Raw genomic sequence first — 17689 nt, forward strand, 5'->3', positions numbered from 1 at the left:
TTTTCATTATGCTCTCATGTCGCCTTTGAATCTACCCATAATAACGGTGTTGTAGTAATTGCCATCAGAAAGGACCTTGTCGTTTTTGAGTACCCCTTCGATTTCAAAACCAAACCGTTTGTACAACTCAATTGCCTTCTCATTCGTTTCCATTACATTCAACGTCATTTTGGTAATGTGGTTGGCGTCTGCCCAGGCAACCGATTCTTGCAAGAGATTCTTCCCAATGCCATAACCCCAGAACTCTTGTAAAACACATACACCAAACTCTACTTTGTGGGCAAATCTGTTTAAGTAAACGCCTGCACATCTGGAAAACCCGACAATCCGATCTTGAGCAACAGCCACTAAAAACAAATTTCTTGCACTTTCTGCATCCGTTTTGATGATGTGTTCGAATCCTTGCACATCGATGAAAGCCTCCCCTCTTTCTCTGTCCAAATTTTCAGTCTCACCATCGATTTGCAGTCGCAGTTCCGACAATTGTTGTGCATCTGTCTCCATTGCAGAGCGAATCGTGTAGGATAACCCATTCACAGAAAGTAGTTGTTGGCTGATTATCATCATTTTCTCCTATTGGTAAAATTTTGGTCTTTCATCTTATCACAGGTAGGGGTCTTTGTGAATCTTCTCTATTTCTAAGGATAAAGAAAAAATCACATTGTGTTTACATAATATTTATTATGTCCATTTATACGACATACTGAGGATATGCTACAATAAGGAAAAGGAGCGTGCTCGCATGAATTTTTCCAAGTCATTTTATTATACGGTCGACCATTCCAAGGTAGAGGAATATAAGAAGATGCTCGATCTCATGAAAATCCCCTACATCGTGGAAGCACCGATTGTCTTGCTGAATCAAGGAGCGAATGAATACTCCTTCGTTTTTCCTAACATGTCAGGTCGCCTTTATGGAATGGTGAGCAAGTTATTTCAAGCGGATGGAAAGCCTTATTTGAAGAATGAAACATAGGCAAAAAAAAGGACCCAATGATTGGGTCAAAAGTAGGAAGTGGAGAGAATGCATGATATGTTATATATTCTAACATCAAAAATTCGAATGTCAACCAAACTTTCGAATTTTCTGTGTTTTCGTGTTAGGTTTTGTGACGCATTCTCTTCTTTGTGCAAAGAAAGGAAAGAAGCCTTACGATGAGTCGATTTTCATGTAAGGTTTCTATACGTTCCCTTATGCATGTACATTGATAATTTTTTCCATCTCAATCCACTGACTACCCGTTTGGTTTGCTAATTGAACACGTCTCGCCTTCGGGTCTACCCATTTGACCACACCCCACATGCTACAGGTATTCCCCCGCTCCCCCTCAAAGGACACACACCAGCTCACATTCAAGGGGTAATTCTCTCTTGCAGAATCTCGCAGCATGTACATAAATGCCTCTCTTTCTTCGTTCGTTACTTCAAGATTGCCGTTAGCCACACCTTTCCACCCGCCTACCTACGAACATTTGTAATCCAGATACCCATCCTGTGTGGGAAATTGTATTTACATTATAAAGAATACGAACATAAGTTCGCAACCTTTTTTTCAATATTGTCCTGCCAAGTCGCACAAATTGCTTTATTTAGGAAGAATCTGTAAGAAAAAAGCCGTTTTCCCATTGGTCTTGGAAAACGGCTCTTGCTTTTAGCTTGATAGTTCCTGTGGTTGATGCTGCGGTCTTTTCTCGACCAGCTCCAAAAACTTTCCGAAGGTAGAAGCGAGTATTTGCTGAAAAAGCATACCGAGAACAACAGGAAGAGCAACTGGTGCCGGAAAGTACGTGATTGCCATAACTGCCCCTGCACTAATGTTTCGCATTCCACTGTTGAAGGTTAACGTGACAATCACATCACGATCCCATCCGAATAGCCTTGCGATCCCCCATCCCATTACATAACCCGAAATGGCTACTACGAGTACGAGGACCGCCATTCCTACCAGTTTAGCATCCATCATATGAAAGTAAGATGAGACCATCGAGCTGTTGATGGCGACGACAACACCCATACCCATCTTGGAAAATGGCGCTAATTTTGGTGCCAGCGTTTTTTTGACGTTCCCTTTTGACAAATGATTGAGCAGCATTCCTACAAGAGATGGCAACACGATCATATAAAATAAACCCTTCATCAGCTCTGCCAAATCCATCTCGACGGTAGCCCCCAAAAACAAGGACATCCCCAACGGAACAATCAGTGGGGAGAGCATCGTATCCAACAAAATAATGGATAGCGTCAGTGCGATATTCCCGAAATAAATCGATGACCACAAAAAGCTCGTGATCCCTGTGGGAATTAAGGCAGCCAACAAGAAGCCCGTGATGACATGGATATCATCTGGATAAAACAATCGCGCCATCGACCAAGCAACAAGCGGCATTAGTGCATGGAGAATCACCAAGTTGACGATTAAGGGAAGCGGTCTGGTCAGTACTTTTGCAAATTCTTTAAATCCTGAACCGAGACTGCCCGCAAATGTCATGAAGGCAAACACCCAAGGGGACAAAAAAGCAAACGGTTGCAAATGTGTCCCGGCTAAAACGCCAATAGCAACACTGCTCGGCGTTAGTATGGGCATGATTTTCTCAAGCGATCGATTCAGTTTGGCTAACCCGTTCATTTGATACACCTCAAGTCTCGTCCTTTGATGCTAGTGATGTGAGGTATGTTATCATGAACAGATTATTGTTACAAGACCAAAGTTCATTATTAGATTACTTACGCATCATTTATTCGAATTTCACCTTGCATACTTTCGTACATGGGAGTAAAGGCTATGACGGAAAGGAGGTATTTTATGAACGGAATGGATTGGGTAGAATTTATCCGAAAAACCGAAGATAAGATGTATCACCTCCATCGAGCGATAGATGGAATCTGTAATGATCCCGACTATAAGGAATCCGTTACGACCTTGACGGAAGTGGTAAGAGATTATCAAGTCCTCGTGGAAAAAGCCAAAGGTGAATTACGCGGCATCGACCTCCATCGAGATCGAGAACGAGATCGAGAACGCGCGCATTATTACGATCATGATCACCACTAGCTTATATAGACTCCCAGTCAGGGGGTCCTTCTTCGTTTTCAATCACATAATTTTCATTCGATTTTAATTATTCCACCAGAAAGAGACAGCAAGAACCTCACTCTACCCATGTAGTATGTGAGGTTTGAGAAATCCGCTAGCCTTTCATTTTCTTTTCAATTTCTTTTAAGGATTTCTTCTTCTGGCATGCCGCCTTTACATCGGTTGGCCACCGTTCGTCACTCAGCCTTTGTAAATCTTTTATCAATCGCTTATCAGCTGTCACATGAATATTGGCTTCTGGGAAGGCCTCTTTTAATTTCTTTCCGACTTCCTTTTGAATCGATTCCATCTTGAACCGATTAAAATTCGTTACTTGAATAGCCACATCGAGATCTTTATCGATTTGCACAACCACTATTTTGTCAATGCCCTTCACGCTAGCTGTAATTGATCTCGCCCGATCTTCCCATTGATAATATCTGACGGGAACAGGCATGCACAACGGCTCCGCTTCCGCTTTTTGCTTCGTCTCTGTACCAGATTTCTTTGTTTCCGTACCAGATTGCTTTGTACACCCCGTTACGGTCAAAGCAAAAGCTAGGGTCAGCACCACGAAAGTTGCACGCACAAAAAACACCTCCTGACCAAAATCACCTGTTACTAGCTTGACCTTGAACGGAGGAAGTATGTAAAGAAAAAAAGCGGTGACTCCTCTGCATAATTTGAGTCACCGCGGACCCCAAGAACATTTCGAGTCCTATGTACAAGGATATAAAAAATCGCATCGAAACGCGATAGGAGATAATTGGATATGAAACGGACCAAAAAAAATCCCAACCAACAAAAAGTGGTTGGGGCGTACGGGGTAGTACGCGGATGTCATACGTGAATGATATAATCATATAGGACTTGTTTTCTGTTGACAACGAGCAATAATAGGTACATTTACCTATAGATGGAATAAAAAAATGGCGCCGACTTTGACTGCATCAATTAGTCGGACGCGTGGAATAGAATCCCCAAGGTTGGATTATACTAGCTAGCTTGGATTACTTTTCTATTATCTTGAAAACTCTTCGTTCACGCTATGCGAAAATAATGGTAACGGGTGAAAATATTACCTATAAAGCTTGATCGACCATGGAACCTTCCGCTGAAATGTGTTAATTGCTTCAAAAAATTCAGCCAGAAGTTGCTAATCGTGTTATGATATCCCTGTAAATTCTTGAGGAGTTGAGATGATGAACAGAGAGCAATGGACAGCGGTTGATCACTATTTTACGGATAAATTACTGGAAGCCGATTCCGTTCTGGACACAGTTCTTCAAGTGAATGCAGCTGCAGGTCTTCCAGCTATTGATGTAGCACCCAATCAAGGTAAATTCCTTCATCTGTTAGCACGGATTCAAGGCGCTCGTTCGATCCTGGAAATTGGCACTCTTGGTGGATACAGTACCATCTGGCTAGCCCGGGCACTTCCTGAAGATGGTCGTCTCATTACTCTCGAATATGATCAGAAGCATGCTGAAGTTGCGCAATCGAACATTACCCGCGCAGGGCTGGATCAGATTGTAGAAGTGAAAATCGGACTTGCCCTTGATTCTCTCATCCAGCTGCACGAAGAAAATCAGGGTCCTTTTGATTTTATTTTTATCGATGCAGATAAAAAAGGAAACCCCGATTATTTCCAATGGGCATTGAAGCTCTCTCGCAAAGGCACTGTGATTATCACAGATAATGTTGTACGAAGTGGTCAAGTTGTGGACGAAACAAACGCGGATCCTAATATTGTCGGTGTACGTCAATTCACCGATATGGTTGCTGAAGAGCAACGTGTCAGTGGAACCGTTGTACAGACAGTTGGCAGCAAGGGCTATGATGGCTTTGCGATCATGCTTGTCACCGGGGAGAACTAGTCTTCTTCACTTTCAGAGGTAGTAACGAGTAGGAGTGTGTACATCTTGTTTAGGCTGGATTTACCTAGCTTTATGCTCATCGCTAATGTCATTTTGGTTCTCACAGTACTGTCGATGATTATCAAAGTGTTGGTGAAGAGAGAATAGCTGATGTTTTTCGGAGGTGCTTTTCCTTGAAACCATTGCGTGATCAGTCCCTTGCTTTACGAGAAGTAACAGAGGCAGATCTCCCCATATTTTTCACTCAGCAATTAGACAAATCTGCTCATGAGATGGCGGCCTTTACCGTCAAGGACCCGGAAGATAGAGACGGATTCACCGCTCATTGGACAAGGATTTTGAACAATGATTCGATTGTGAAAAAAGCCATTGTCATGAATGGGCAGATTGTCGGAAATGTTTCGTGCTTTGAACTGTTTGGCTTGCCCACGATTGGATACTGGATAGACAAAAGCTTTTGGGGCAAAGGAGTCGCAACAAATGCACTTACTCTCTTTTTAGAGGAACTCCGAACACGTCCTGTATATGCGCGTGTCGCCCATGACAACATCGCGTCCATTCGTGTATTGGAAAAAAACGGTTTTCAGCCTTTTGGTGTTGATCGGGCATTTTCGGAAGCACGAGGCGTAGAAGTGGAAGAACTCATTCTGATTAAACACACATGAGGTCTGAAGCGCTTACCGTGAGCGCTTCTCCTCTTTTTATCCAACGATCATTTCTAAATCGAAAGGGAACATCCTATATGCAAGCAACGATCTCTACCATGCACTTAGAAACCGAACGCCTCATCATCTGTCCTTACGCAGAAGCTGATTTGATGGAATCTTTTGAACTCATGCAAAACCCAGAGTTGTTTACCTACCTGCACATGGATGTAATGCCTCTGGAAAACTACAAACGCTTATTTCACTGGATACGAAGCAGTTATGACACCCCTTTTGACCAGCCTTTTAAATACTCCGTGGCTATACGTGAGAAGGCTACTGGCAGGTTCATTGGCTGGTGCGGTGTAGGCGTTCTCGATTTTCTGGCTCCGGAAAAAGAGCTCTATTATTTAATCGGACGGGATTATTGGGGGAACGGCTACGCTTTTGAAGCTGCCTCCGCTCTTACTGCGTACGCATTTGATGTAATCGGATTGGATCGGTTGTACGCAAAAGCACACCCAGACAATAAAGCATCGCGGCGCATCATTGAGAAACTCGGCTTCTCGTTTGAACGCGTCTTAGATGGACTGACCGGGGACGACGAGGACTGCAACGGTGAGTGGTTGTATGTTTTGACGAAATAAACAAGAAAAAAGGGCGTGCTTTATGGCAGCCCCTTTCACTCCCCTTTTTGAACATGTAAGATTCGGTCACAGAGCGACATCGTAGCTACATTGTCGCGTCCGCTCGATTGCGGAGTCACGCCCTCGGTACAACACTTTATAAAATGCGCCATTCTCCCCACAAACCCCCGCAATAAGTGCTCGCAAGATATCGCGGCACAAGCCAATAACAAAGGGTCCGTAGGCCTCCGCATCGCTTTCGGACTCAAGGCCTTGATTCGCAATTGGATTGGAGATGCAACAACAAACTTTCGAATAACTATAAGGCGGGGGCAGGGTGGGCTAGGTGAAGGAATACTCGAAATTCCGAATGTACCATTTCCTGGCGTAGGTGTCTGACGACACTAAAATACTAACTATTCAACGTGAGATAAACATATAAAAGTATAAACCCCTATAATAGTAAGAAAGCTAAACGGATGAGAGAGGAAAGTAGTCGTTTACACCCACCTCCTTCTACACAAAATAGCCTCAGAGTATTGTCTCTGAGGCAAATCTGCCCATCTCGCATATAGCTTGTTTTCCAGTAACCACGCTAAGTCATAAGCTTCAAATTTCTATATTACTGGCTTCTCCTTGTTCCCGCTAATTCATCACTCTTCAAGTTACTTTTATCTGATTACTAATATTAGATTCGATATCTTTAATTAGCAACGGAATAAGTTCCTCTTGGTAACCCGCCAACTGTCTTTCCATGATCGCTTTTGCCACAACGATTAATTCAGTTGATCTTACTCGCAAAGGCATATTAGAGGAATCTCATACGGGGATGATAGGGGTTATGCTCTAACAGAGTATGCCGCTCGATTCACTCGGCACTGGGTGGGTAAAAGAAAGACCTTGAGGGGATTTACTCCACTCAAGGCCATAAAATACTATTTTGAATTATCCACATTGATTCTTTTTAGTTGTACTGCCAAGTTCCAATTCAAAGGTTTGGTCGTTGATGAGCTAAACCAGTTAGCCCCCTCACTTAGCCACCTAGTCCTATATTCTTCGATTGACTCTGGATTGTCCTTTGCATCATCATCAAATCCAGACTCAAATCCACAGCAATTACATATTTCGTGAGTTGGAAAACCATTTTTATCCCATTGAGGATAACTCAACTCATTATAACCACAGACTACACAAATATATTTACTCATAATGACATCCTCATACTCTTTATGGATTTGCTGTTGTAATCCTCATGAAATAATTGTAACCAGCATTTGGGTCACTACTTCCAAATTTAGGTTTAAAAAGACTCCCTATCGTACCATCACTATGGACAAATACCAAATCGTTAGTCCCTCTATTATAAATCACTTTTGTATTTCCCTGATATCTTTGAATAATATTTACTCCATCAACATTTGATCTTGCTAAAGCGAAAGCTAAATTATAATATTCTTGCTTTGTAAAGTTATTCCCATACTCTCTTGCACCTCCATTTTTACCAAGAACATGTTTGTCATAATGGTTATCAAAATTTCTAAAACCACCATAACAATTTGTATTATGTACCCAAATCCCAAGGTCACTAACAAAGTACGTATGGAACTCACTCACCGTCATATTGTAGACGGTAGCCTGTTTATGTTCCAGTTCGATACTCTCTATCCTGAGTGTATTCCCATCACTCTGAACAAGCAAGTCTCCTACCTTGAGGTCTTTGACGAACGTCCATCCTTTGTCTTGCACATAAAATGGATGGTTATAAGTCGATTCTATCATCTGACCGCCAACTTGGATGCTGTATATCTCATCCAACTCATGGTTGAACGTATCCGTTACCTCTTTATAAGCTACCTCGCCAGTCTCTTCGTTCTTGGAAAGAACCATATCTCCGACTTCAATGTCTTCGATATTTTTCTCTCCTTCATCTATTAGAACCTTTGTTCCAGCAGTAAAACAATTACATTCAAACATCTCATTGACTTCATCAATTAGTTCCTTTGCGGTTTTACTTATTTTTACAGTGATGACAGGCCCGACACGTAAGATACGTATTGCCCCGCGCGTTGCAATTGAATAGATGATCGCATCGCCTTGCAACATAAACTCAATTCTTTCCCCCGAGTAGTCTCGGTGTGCGTCTTTATAAGAATTGCTAACCAATCTCTTCGTTATTTTTCCTCTTTCAGTAATAGGCTCATAGTAGGTTCCGTTATTTTTTGCATCCATTTCTTGTTGAGCAACTAATCCGCTCCATCTGTTGGTAACTACCTCATACATAATTACCGACATCAGTAAATCGCTATCGTAAGAGCCTGTAACTTCGCCATCATACATTTTCATTTTTTTAAGATTGGTTTGCATCTTGCTAATGTCTTCAGCAGATACTTCCCGATTGTATGTATCTATTAAAGCATCAATATTAAGTGGTTCTGTATCCTTGGTATTGTGCACTCTGAACCATGAATTAATTGTATACCTTTCTGCAACGTCTTTTGCTCGAATTTTAACAACGTAAGTACCATTCTTTAAGATTGGCTGGGTAGTCGGCATATTGATGGAACCATCCCACGTAAAGGTATGATTCACATTCTTCGCCAAAAACCCTCTCGTTTCTAGGTAAACTACATGAGTTGGATTATCTTTTGGTGCTACGGTAATGACCGTTTCCTGATGATCTTCGTAGTATTTCCATGAAATCGATCCAGAAATCTTTGATGTTGGATCTATAGCCATATACTCCGTATTCCGTACTACTTTATGAAACTTTGTATGGTAGATGGGAGTTGGAGCAGTCTGTAACGAGCGTAGAGCGGCTCTTTTCTCTTTCCTTGGATTTTGCTTCCATACTTTCACATAAAATACGCCTATGTCGCCTGGAATAAATAACACGTCTTCCTGATTCGCATAAAACGTCTGGAGCTCATTTCCGTCTTTATCTTCTAACGTTAGAATGTTGTTGTCGACATATAAATTCATATCGGCAATCTCATCCAGCGTAAGCTTGAAATAATCAACATCGTATGGTGAAGACAAACGGTCGGAATAAATCCCATCCCATTCTGCTACCGTAGCTGTTTCACGAGAATTGTCGAAATCTGACTCTACTGTCATTCTGGTCAATAAATTTGCATTTCCCTTTGCGGTAAGCTTTACATAATACGTCGTATTCGGCGCAAGCTTTGCTTCCACCATGGAGAATAGCGAACCGAAAGGGCCATCATGATCATCATTTTGCACAATCACATTCTGCATGGCAGAATCGCTGTACAAGGTAAGAACCGTGTCTACCTCTCCACCGTTCTCTTGATACGGAGATGTAAACAAGCGATGCAATCCCTCTTTTTCTGTGGTGAACTGATAGATGACCTCTTTTGTATTCTTCGTCACATCTACAAAAGTGTTCACCGCTACATTCTCAATGATCGGGACTGGATCTGAAGTTACGACAAAATGGTCATAGGCCCCATAAAAAGCAATGGGATTATCATTGATGACTGTCGCGGTAAAGGTGTGTCCAGCCCTAATTGTTTCACTCTTTGACGTGCTTTTATCATCGTCATCCGTAATCTTACCGTCAGGACTCGTGACTTCATAACGATAGGGATCATAACGTGTAGCAGTTGTCTTGATTTTCGAACTTTTATTACTCTGATTTAGAATGCTTACACTTTCATTCTTTAAAAGGGTTCGTTTTAACAAGGCGGGTTGCAAGCTTTCACTTCTTGCTATCGAGCTTTCAAATCCGCTGAACGTCACTGGAGAAACCGAAGTAACCGTTACAACTACCTTTCCACCCGCTGAAATTTCAAGTAAATCTTTAGAGAAATCACGTTCCAGACTGTGACCGGTTCCATCCGCTTCGTACATGGCATAATCAAATGTATTCCCAGACTCATAGGTAACATCTGTCTTTATTTCTCGCCTTATATCACTCTTGTTTACAAAGACATAAGATTGACCTTGTTGTAGTTGTTGGTTAAATGTTAAAGAAACCGCTGACTCTTCTTTTAAAATGTCATAGTAACCTGCGAACGTAACCGGCAGGTCAGTGGTCACTGTTGCTGTCAGCTTACCCCCTGGCGGTACGGATACTTGGAGCTGAGAAGAGTCATTGGCCTCCATACTAATAGAACCGTCACTCTTCATCACTTGATAAGTAAATCGATTTTTGTTGTAGGTTGCATCTGTTAGAACTTGTACGGTATCTTGACTTGTATTCCGAATCCCAATTGTTTCATTTTTACCCGCTGTTCGTTTGAAAAGAGCAGGGGTAGGATTCACTCTTGCTTCCAATCCATCTTTAAAACCTTCGAATGTCACAGGCTTTAAGGATATGACGGTGACCACTACTCTACTACCCGGAGGCATTGAAATTTGTCTTCCATTATCACTTGCAGACTGACGTGTTGGAGCTCCTTGATAGCACAAGGCATAATCGTATTTCTTATCCGGAGAGGAATAAGCATCTGTATCTATATACTGGTATTTGTTTGTACTCGTGTTTGTGAATACATAAGACTCGCCTTGGTTCAGCTGTAGTTTATATCGTATCGAACTAGAACCATCTTCTTTAAAGAGGTCATAATATCCATAAAAGGTAACGCTCTGATCGGAGGGAATGGTAACCGTCAGCTTTCCACCTGCTGGTATCTCCAAGCTTGTCGCAGTTGCATCGTTTTGCTGTTTGACGACAGAACCAGTATTAGAAGCAATCTGATAACTGTATTTATTCCTACTTGACGCATTCGTTTCAATCTTTAATTCTTTCGTGCTTGTGTTTAAAAAGCTTACTGTTTCACCATTAAACACTTGGCGCTTAAATAGTGCAGGATTTGCGCTGAGGCTTCTTTTTACACCTTTCTCAAATCCTTGGAAGGTCACAGGTATGGAAGACGTGACCGTAACGACCATTTTTCCACCGACTGGAATGTTCTTCGATCTCAAAGCTGTATCCAGGGCATATGAATTGCCAGTGCCGTCGCTATGATAAACGGTGTATTCAAATCGATTTCCTTTTGAAGAAGAAGCATCTGTTTCAATCTCTTGAATCTTTCCACTAACATTCGTAAAGATATAAGATTCGCCTTGTTTGACTACTTGTTTGAATAGAAGATCTTCTACCTGTTCCTCTTTAAAATAATCAAAATATCCGTGAAATGTTACGGGATTATCTTTGGTTACTGTTGCAGTCAACGTCGCACCAGCTGGAACAGGTATGCTTCTCAAGGAGGAATTGTCCTGTTGACTCACGATAGACCCATCACGACTTGTAACCTGGTAAGTAAATACTTTATTTGGGCCAGCATCTGTTAGAGCTTTAAGGTCGAATGAGCTTATATTTCTCACACTGACTGTTTCATTTTTGGTAACCGTTCTTTCCCAAAGAGCAGGATCAACACTTGGGGTTCCGACAAAGATAGGGTCATATACTTGGAACGTGATCGGCGTGCTAGACTTAACCGTTACAACTATCTCTCCACCCGCGGGAACAGCGTTCGATCTTGCATATGAATTAGCAGCCTGGGAATGTACTGTGCCATCGCTTTTGTAAATAGCAAAATCAAATCTCGTATCTGTCTTATACGCAGCATCGGTATCTAACCTTAATGTCTTTTCACTATTATTGACAAAACGATAGGACTCGCCTTGATTCAGTTTGTGACTGATGACAGTCCCTTCGGAAGTATCCTCTTCTTTGAAGATGTCATAATAACCACCAAATGTTACAGGATCATCAGATGTCGAAGTGGCTACAAACTTTCCACCTGCTGGAACGGAATAGGAAACTGTCGACGTATCGACAGCCTGTTTGTAAACCGAACCATCACTGTTGAATATATGATAACTGAATTTCTTTTTCGTACCACCAGTGTATTGAATGGACTCACTTTGTGAGCTTGTATTTACTGCAATAAACGTTTCATCTTTGCTCAACGTTTTTTTAAATAAAGCGGGTTCTGATGCAGAATAATAGGTTGTCTTTTCTACATCTCCCGTAAAAGTTACAGGAAATCCAGTAACCGTAACAACAAGCCTTCCATTTAGCGGGATCGACCTTGAAGTAGCAATGGAGTCTAGGTCATGAGCGATGCCCTCTCCCTCTGCATTGTACGCAGCATAGTCATACGTCCTGCCATCACTTCTCGAAGTATCGGCTTTCAACAAAGAACTTGATTTAGGATTACTATTTTCAAAAACATAAGTCTCGCCTTCGGAAATGGTTAGCTCGAATGTTTCCCCCGCAACTCGGCTCATCAACTTGGGGATTTCCTCTTCTAATTCGCCAGCTTGTGATTCATCGGTTAATTCATCTACAGCTGGCTCTTCTGAAGAAGCATCTACCACTTCAACATTCACTTTCGTCACTTTGTCTTTGTAAGTAGCAGTGAGCGTTGTTTTGCCCAGAGCTTGAGCAATGACCTTTCCTTCTTCGATACGAATCAATTCTTCGTTCTCGATTTCCCACGTGACAGATTGGGTTACATCTTCAACAACCTTATCTGCCCACAATGCCTTAACAAGTAAAGCAACAGACTCATCTACTCCCAATTGAATTTCAGCTGGAAGGATCGATAACGCTACTATTTCGTTTTCTGGTTCTAATTCTTCTTCGTTTTCTTGCTTTCTCTCGCCTAAAGGTAACTTACTATCTATAGATCCTTCGCTATCTATTTCTGTTGTACTCTCTACACCTTCTGAAGATGTATTTTCTTTTGTTACCGCTGTGTTCATTTGAATATCTGGATTCGTAGATGCATATGAAAGAGGTACTACCATATTCAATAGCACACTCAGAACTAAAAGCACGGACAAATATCTTTTCATGTTAATGTTCACTTTGCTCTCCTCATTGGTTAGGTTTCTACTAGTTTGACATTCGAGAACAGCACTTAAGAAAATTTAATTGATGTTCAATATACAGACAGTAGAAAGAGTCACTATCTAAGTAATACCTACCCTTTACCAAATCAATTCCTTAGGCCTTTTGTTACAACAGAATCTCCTGTCTACCCGAATTGAGCAGAATTGGTTAATGCCTTGAAAAACAGGGGTCACTATTGTGTTAACAAAACACAATTATCTTCATAATTACTACCTCACTTTCCATATTTTATTATGAGTAAACATGATATCATTACATGCTAATATGTAAAATGGGTATAATGTCATATTTTACATATTTCACAACCAGGAACTTAGCCTTTCCTTTAATATAAACAATATTCTTCATAGTCTAATTACAAATAGTCTTTAAGCGTGTAATATGAACCCATGGGTCAGTATTTGAGCAAAGTGATTTGAGTAGAAACGACTTGCATTATGTAATTGATCGAGGAAAAATAAGTAGGAATTCCAAGTGGTTGACAGAGGATAATTTGGCTTTACTGTAAGAAAATTTTATTGTGCCAATATCAGTGTGATCGCTTTTCAATTCCAGTAACAACAATAATTAAAAAGTTCTTAATCCAGTTTTGGAAAAGGGAACTTCGTGGGTTTTCATCTTCATTTTCTTTGGTATGTAGGGGGAGGTTTCTTAAATATTGTTACAAAGGTGTGCAGTGATAATATGTTATCCTTCACGGTTCACCTGACATGTCACGCCACCAAGATCGATCGTGATCGATCCATCAAATAGGATATCCAGCTCGATTATTCGGATCAAGTCCCGGTTCATTCCGTACTGTTCGCCATCGTGCTGGCATTGTTGATCTTCTCCTTACAGAGCTGTTCCATGACTTCACGACCATTCCAGCCCCATCAGCTTGCTCAATGAATGTGCGGTTTTTGCCTGCGCGATGGTAGGTAAATCCCCTGTTGACATTCCGAATATATGATCCCAGTGCCAATGTAATTTTCTCTCTACAGAATGACAAAGCAATATTCTCCGTCCCCGCTTGCTCAAAAAACTTTCTCGGAAATCAATAGTCGTTTCCCTTCATAATGCAGCTCGATTAGCAGCATTATATCCAACTTAAACAAATGAGATAGAATCTTCTTTATCACAAGTGAGGATATCTCACGGAAGCTTTGTAAAGGTATATACAATACTTACAATGGAAAGCAGCCGCTTTTCTGAGTTTTTCAGGAAAACGGCTGCTGCATAAACGATTTGTTGATTATGTGGAATGAATCAGTTCGACGGCGATTCGCTGAACTGTTATGGCAGAATATCCAGTCATGTTCAAATTGTTGGCCATAACCAGGACAAGTAGAGAGTAAGTTATTACATTATGAGTTTTATCTCGTCTATATAATTTGACAAGGTACTACGTACCTGTCTCTATTGTCAATTTACCTTGCTCAGAAATCGAGAATATAACACTAATCTCCTTCCCCATCGAACCATATTGCCCATTTATTAGTATTCGATAACGTCCTGCATTAAGTTGTTGGATTGTATGCGTAATCGTACGTTCTTCCTTGAAGTTTAACTTTTCATTTAACAATTCTTGTTGATTCTTCTGTACCCATTGGTTATTTTCATCGCGGAACAATTGATAAGAAAGTACGACATTATCGTTTGTTTCCTTGTTTGAATGTAGAGATATTAACATGGTTATTTTTCCGCTGTCGTTTTCAAATATATATTCATTCAAGCTTGCTGTCACATCAATGGGGAACGGAGATTCAGGAATGGGTGGTGTATTGCTTATTTTTTGGTTAAAACCACAAGCAGACAACATCAAAATCAGAGTAAATTTCAGAACATAAATCCATATTTTCATAAAACCCCCCCTTTATGGAAATGGATATATGTATATTAGACGTGAAAATTTGCATTATGTTTCAGCTGATAAAACCACCCTAAAGACAAATTGTCCGAATTGGTTTAATTGTCTTTAGGGTATCAAAAAATCAATTGCGGATCTCAATTATAGTAAATTGTATTTTGGTGGAGTGAATCTTTTGCATTCACATCATACCCTAGCGACTTCCATTTATCCCAGTATTCACTGAAACTATTTAATTTGCTTTCACGCATTACACTATAAATATCGTGGAAGAAATAATTACGTGTGTCACTACCATCGTTAACAGGATCATAAAGATCCCAAAGAGCACCAGCTACTCGTCCTTCTACCATATCTCCAGTATCCATACTAGAAGTATTTTCAAGATCTACATAAGTAGTTGAATCAAAATAAAAGCGAGGGGAACGATTTATATACGCTTGTAAGAAGTCTGCCCAGCCTTCAGACCAAGCACATCCCTTGTCATTACTTGTTTTATTAATATAGTGTGGGCTTGGACAATTGATAGGTGGATAGCTTCCGTAGGCGTTATACATAGTAGCATGCCCTAATTCATGAATAGTAATTGATTGAGAATCAGGACTACTTGCACCAAGGTATACTTTGTCACCTGGAGTATAGTACGCTAGATTTGTTGCTGTAGGGTACCAGACGACGGGGGTCTTTCCAAATCTTTCGTAAACCAAATTATACTTTGTAATGATGATATCTTTGAAAGCCCAAAAAGCTTTCTCGGTATGAGAGCCTTTACTAACAAACCACTTACCTACATCAACTCCCCCCCAAGGTTGAGGTGTAGCAAGATCTGTATATTGGGTATATGCATACCAGTAATTCCCGTCTTCATTTTCTACTTTTCCTTCTCCTTGAAGTGCAAAGGTTTTAACCCTAATTTCCCAGAGATTATGGCTGCTTGGCGGTGTGATATAAACAAACCAATCGCCTTTATGAGAAGTATAGGTAGTACCAGCTGTTCTCCAAATGTAGAAATCATCTCTGTACCTAACTTCAACTTCTGCATCATACACGGGAGTTTCCGTTCCATCCCTTGCATATTGACTCCAATTTCCTATAATTTTTATCGCACCATTAGATGCCGGTTGTACGTTTAATGATTGAACATCACGCTGTTCCGTTGTTTTCTTGTCTTCTTTTCCATAGTCGTCGGATGATGGATCGGATATCACATCAGCTTTGGTTCCATCTTCTCTAGTTGCTGACGAGTAATTTGGTATTTTGTCCAACCAACCGCTCTCCATACCTTCATCGTTCACTGTGAAGAAAACCAACTTTTCTTTATACCATACGTCGCCGTCATTTTGCTTAGATACGCCTTTTAACGTTACTTTGTAATATCCTGGATCTAGATTCTCCAGCTCAATATACGCATCTTGACTAGAGATGTCTACCATTCTGGTCGCAAATACGTTCGTTTTATCTTTAAGCAAGATACTCTCAGTTTTATCGTCAGATAACTTATATAAATCGTAAGAGAGAGAAACATCATTATTAGTTTTTTCTTTGACACTTAAATTTACTTTTATTTTTCCATTATTGCTTCCATTTAAAGACTTTTCATTCTTAATCGTTGCTTCTATTGAGATTCGTTCATCCTGTGATTCAATATTCTGAACTGGAGATGCAGCATAAGCTTGTTTGACCGATTGGCCTATAGTAAAAGCTATTGTCAAAGTTGATATTATGGAAACCACAAATAAACCGTTCAATAAATTTTTGAATATTTTTGGCTTTAACATTCGACTAAAACTCCTTTCTTCTCCTAGAAACTTTATAATAAGCCATATGTTCTCTAGTGGATTAGCTGTCCCTCCTTAGATAGTAATTACCTGTTAATTACATTATGTGCATTTGTTTGCATTAATTATCATGGAATCTTACATGAATCTCCTCTTCCCAAAGTTGTGATTTTACTATTGATAACTAGGCAATATTTACCACTTTCGAAATGTTTGGTCACCAACACTTAACTTATAGGTTCCTGCGTTATCGTGTAAATAACAGCATGCCTCCATAAACTATCGATTATAGATCGATAGTCTTTAATAATGTCTCAAACACGGAATATCCATATGTACTATATGGTTTTTCAATATAAGTACAATCGAGCAATAATTATTCTTGCCTAAAAGATTCAAGACTCGCTTCACAATCAGTTAGTCCTTTTATGCATCAAGCTTTGGACATGCACAATATATTGGTCCAGGAGCTGACTCAACTCCACAACTTCTGTATTGGAAAAACCTTTTACATTCGCAAGTTCTATAAGCTTTCCCCGTAAACCTTCCATTTCTTTCTCTAAATCCACCTGATTCTTATCCAGCAGGGATATACATCTGTCTTTAGGAGAAAAGGGTTCCCTATCTCCATCTAATTCGATTATAGGAGAGACGACGATACATTCCAAAGAATCCAATTTTTTCACAGCTACAGACTATCGTTCCTTCCTTTTTATGTATGAAGAGGACATTTTTACTATACTAGACTCTCCTAAAATCTCGGTATTGCAAAAATAAGGAAACATAAAAAAGCCAGTACCTTTTGAAGGTACTGACCTTTGTCTACTCTATTTAACCGCCTACTCCATGTGTGTACTTCTGTACGGTGCTTTTTGTATCATATGATGTTTCAGTTTTTGCGATACCGATGCACAGGCCAAAAACTAGCAAAAGCGATAACGAGCACAACTTTAGCT

General features: G+C 40.4%; 14 protein-coding genes. 5 read left to right on the forward strand and 9 right to left on the reverse strand.

Annotated elements, in window-relative coordinates:
- Window positions 1-6: 6 nt before the first annotated feature.
- A complete protein-coding gene (locus M3630_RS02070; protein WP_251251316.1) occupies window positions 7-564 on the reverse strand; it encodes a GNAT family N-acetyltransferase in 558 nt (185 codons plus the stop codon).
- A gap of 178 nt (window positions 565-742) precedes the next feature.
- On the opposite strand from M3630_RS02070, the gene M3630_RS02075 reads away from it, so the two are divergent.
- Window positions 743-976 carry a hypothetical protein gene (locus tag M3630_RS02075; RefSeq protein ID WP_173607780.1) on the forward strand — a complete coding sequence of 78 codons (234 nt, stop codon included), beginning with the start codon at window positions 743-745 and terminating at the stop codon, window positions 974-976.
- A 216-nt stretch (window positions 977-1192) separates the two neighbouring features.
- Here the strand turns inward: M3630_RS02075 and M3630_RS02080 are convergent, their stop codons facing one another.
- Together M3630_RS02080 and M3630_RS02085 are read right to left on the reverse strand one after the other, a co-directional pair.
- Window positions 1193-1444 carry a YolD-like family protein gene (locus tag M3630_RS02080; RefSeq protein WP_173607781.1) on the reverse strand — a complete coding sequence of 84 codons (252 nt, stop codon included), beginning with the start codon at window positions 1442-1444 and terminating at the stop codon, window positions 1193-1195.
- Window positions 1445-1651: 207 nt separating this feature from the next.
- The gene (locus M3630_RS02085) at window positions 1652-2626 is read right to left on the reverse strand and encodes a bile acid:sodium symporter family protein (protein ID WP_251251058.1); all 975 of its coding nucleotides are present in this window, start codon (window positions 2624-2626) and stop codon (window positions 1652-1654) included.
- 177 nt (window positions 2627-2803) lie between these two features.
- On the opposite strand from M3630_RS02085, the gene M3630_RS02090 reads away from it, so the two are divergent.
- On the forward strand, window positions 2804-3052 hold the full coding sequence (locus tag M3630_RS02090) for a hypothetical protein (protein ID WP_173607783.1): 249 nt from the start codon (window positions 2804-2806) through the stop codon (window positions 3050-3052).
- A gap of 136 nt (window positions 3053-3188) precedes the next feature.
- On the opposite strand, the gene M3630_RS02095 is transcribed toward M3630_RS02090, so the two are convergent.
- Window positions 3189-3662 (reverse strand): YhcN/YlaJ family sporulation lipoprotein, encoded by a 474-nt coding sequence (locus tag M3630_RS02095; protein ID WP_251251059.1) that lies wholly within the window; start codon window positions 3660-3662, stop codon window positions 3189-3191.
- Window positions 3663-4272: 610 nt separating this feature from the next.
- Here M3630_RS02095 and M3630_RS02100 point away from each other — a divergent pair.
- The 3 genes from M3630_RS02100 (at window position 4273) to M3630_RS02110 (ending at window position 6241) form a co-directional block, all read left to right on the forward strand.
- Complete coding sequence (locus tag M3630_RS02100) at window positions 4273-4950, forward strand: O-methyltransferase (protein WP_251251060.1); 678 nt, start codon at window positions 4273-4275, stop codon at window positions 4948-4950.
- Between the two features lie 173 nt (window positions 4951-5123).
- Window positions 5124-5615, forward strand: a complete 492-nt coding sequence (locus tag M3630_RS02105; RefSeq protein WP_251251061.1) for a GNAT family N-acetyltransferase — start codon at window positions 5124-5126, stop codon at window positions 5613-5615.
- Window positions 5616-5692: 77 nt separating this feature from the next.
- Window positions 5693-6241, forward strand: a complete 549-nt coding sequence (locus M3630_RS02110; RefSeq protein WP_251251062.1) for a GNAT family N-acetyltransferase — start codon at window positions 5693-5695, stop codon at window positions 6239-6241.
- Between the two features lie 914 nt (window positions 6242-7155).
- Here M3630_RS02110 and M3630_RS02120 read toward each other — a convergent pair.
- From M3630_RS02120 to M3630_RS02140, 5 genes are all read right to left on the reverse strand, one after another.
- Window positions 7156-7428, reverse strand: coding sequence for a hypothetical protein (locus M3630_RS02120; RefSeq protein ID WP_251251063.1), 273 nt, complete (start codon window positions 7426-7428; stop codon window positions 7156-7158).
- Between the two features lie 19 nt (window positions 7429-7447).
- Window positions 7448-13060 carry a polymorphic toxin-type HINT domain-containing protein gene (locus tag M3630_RS02125; RefSeq protein ID WP_251251064.1) on the reverse strand — a complete coding sequence of 1871 codons (5613 nt, stop codon included), beginning with the start codon at window positions 13058-13060 and terminating at the stop codon, window positions 7448-7450.
- Window positions 13061-14490: 1430 nt separating this feature from the next.
- Complete coding sequence (locus M3630_RS02130) at window positions 14491-14949, reverse strand: hypothetical protein (RefSeq protein WP_251251065.1); 459 nt, start codon at window positions 14947-14949, stop codon at window positions 14491-14493.
- Between the two features lie 143 nt (window positions 14950-15092).
- Entirely contained in the window at window positions 15093-16733 is a 1641-nt protein-coding gene (locus tag M3630_RS02135) for a hypothetical protein (RefSeq protein WP_251251066.1), read from the reverse strand.
- 413 nt (window positions 16734-17146) lie between these two features.
- On the reverse strand, window positions 17147-17284 hold the full coding sequence (locus M3630_RS02140; protein ID WP_251251317.1) for an aspartyl-phosphate phosphatase Spo0E family protein: 138 nt from the start codon (window positions 17282-17284) through the stop codon (window positions 17147-17149).
- Window positions 17285-17689: the final 405 nt, after the last annotated feature.

This window comes from Brevibacillus sp. MER 51, assembly GCF_023714195.1.
GTDB lineage: Bacteria > Bacillota > Bacilli > Brevibacillales > Brevibacillaceae > Brevibacillus.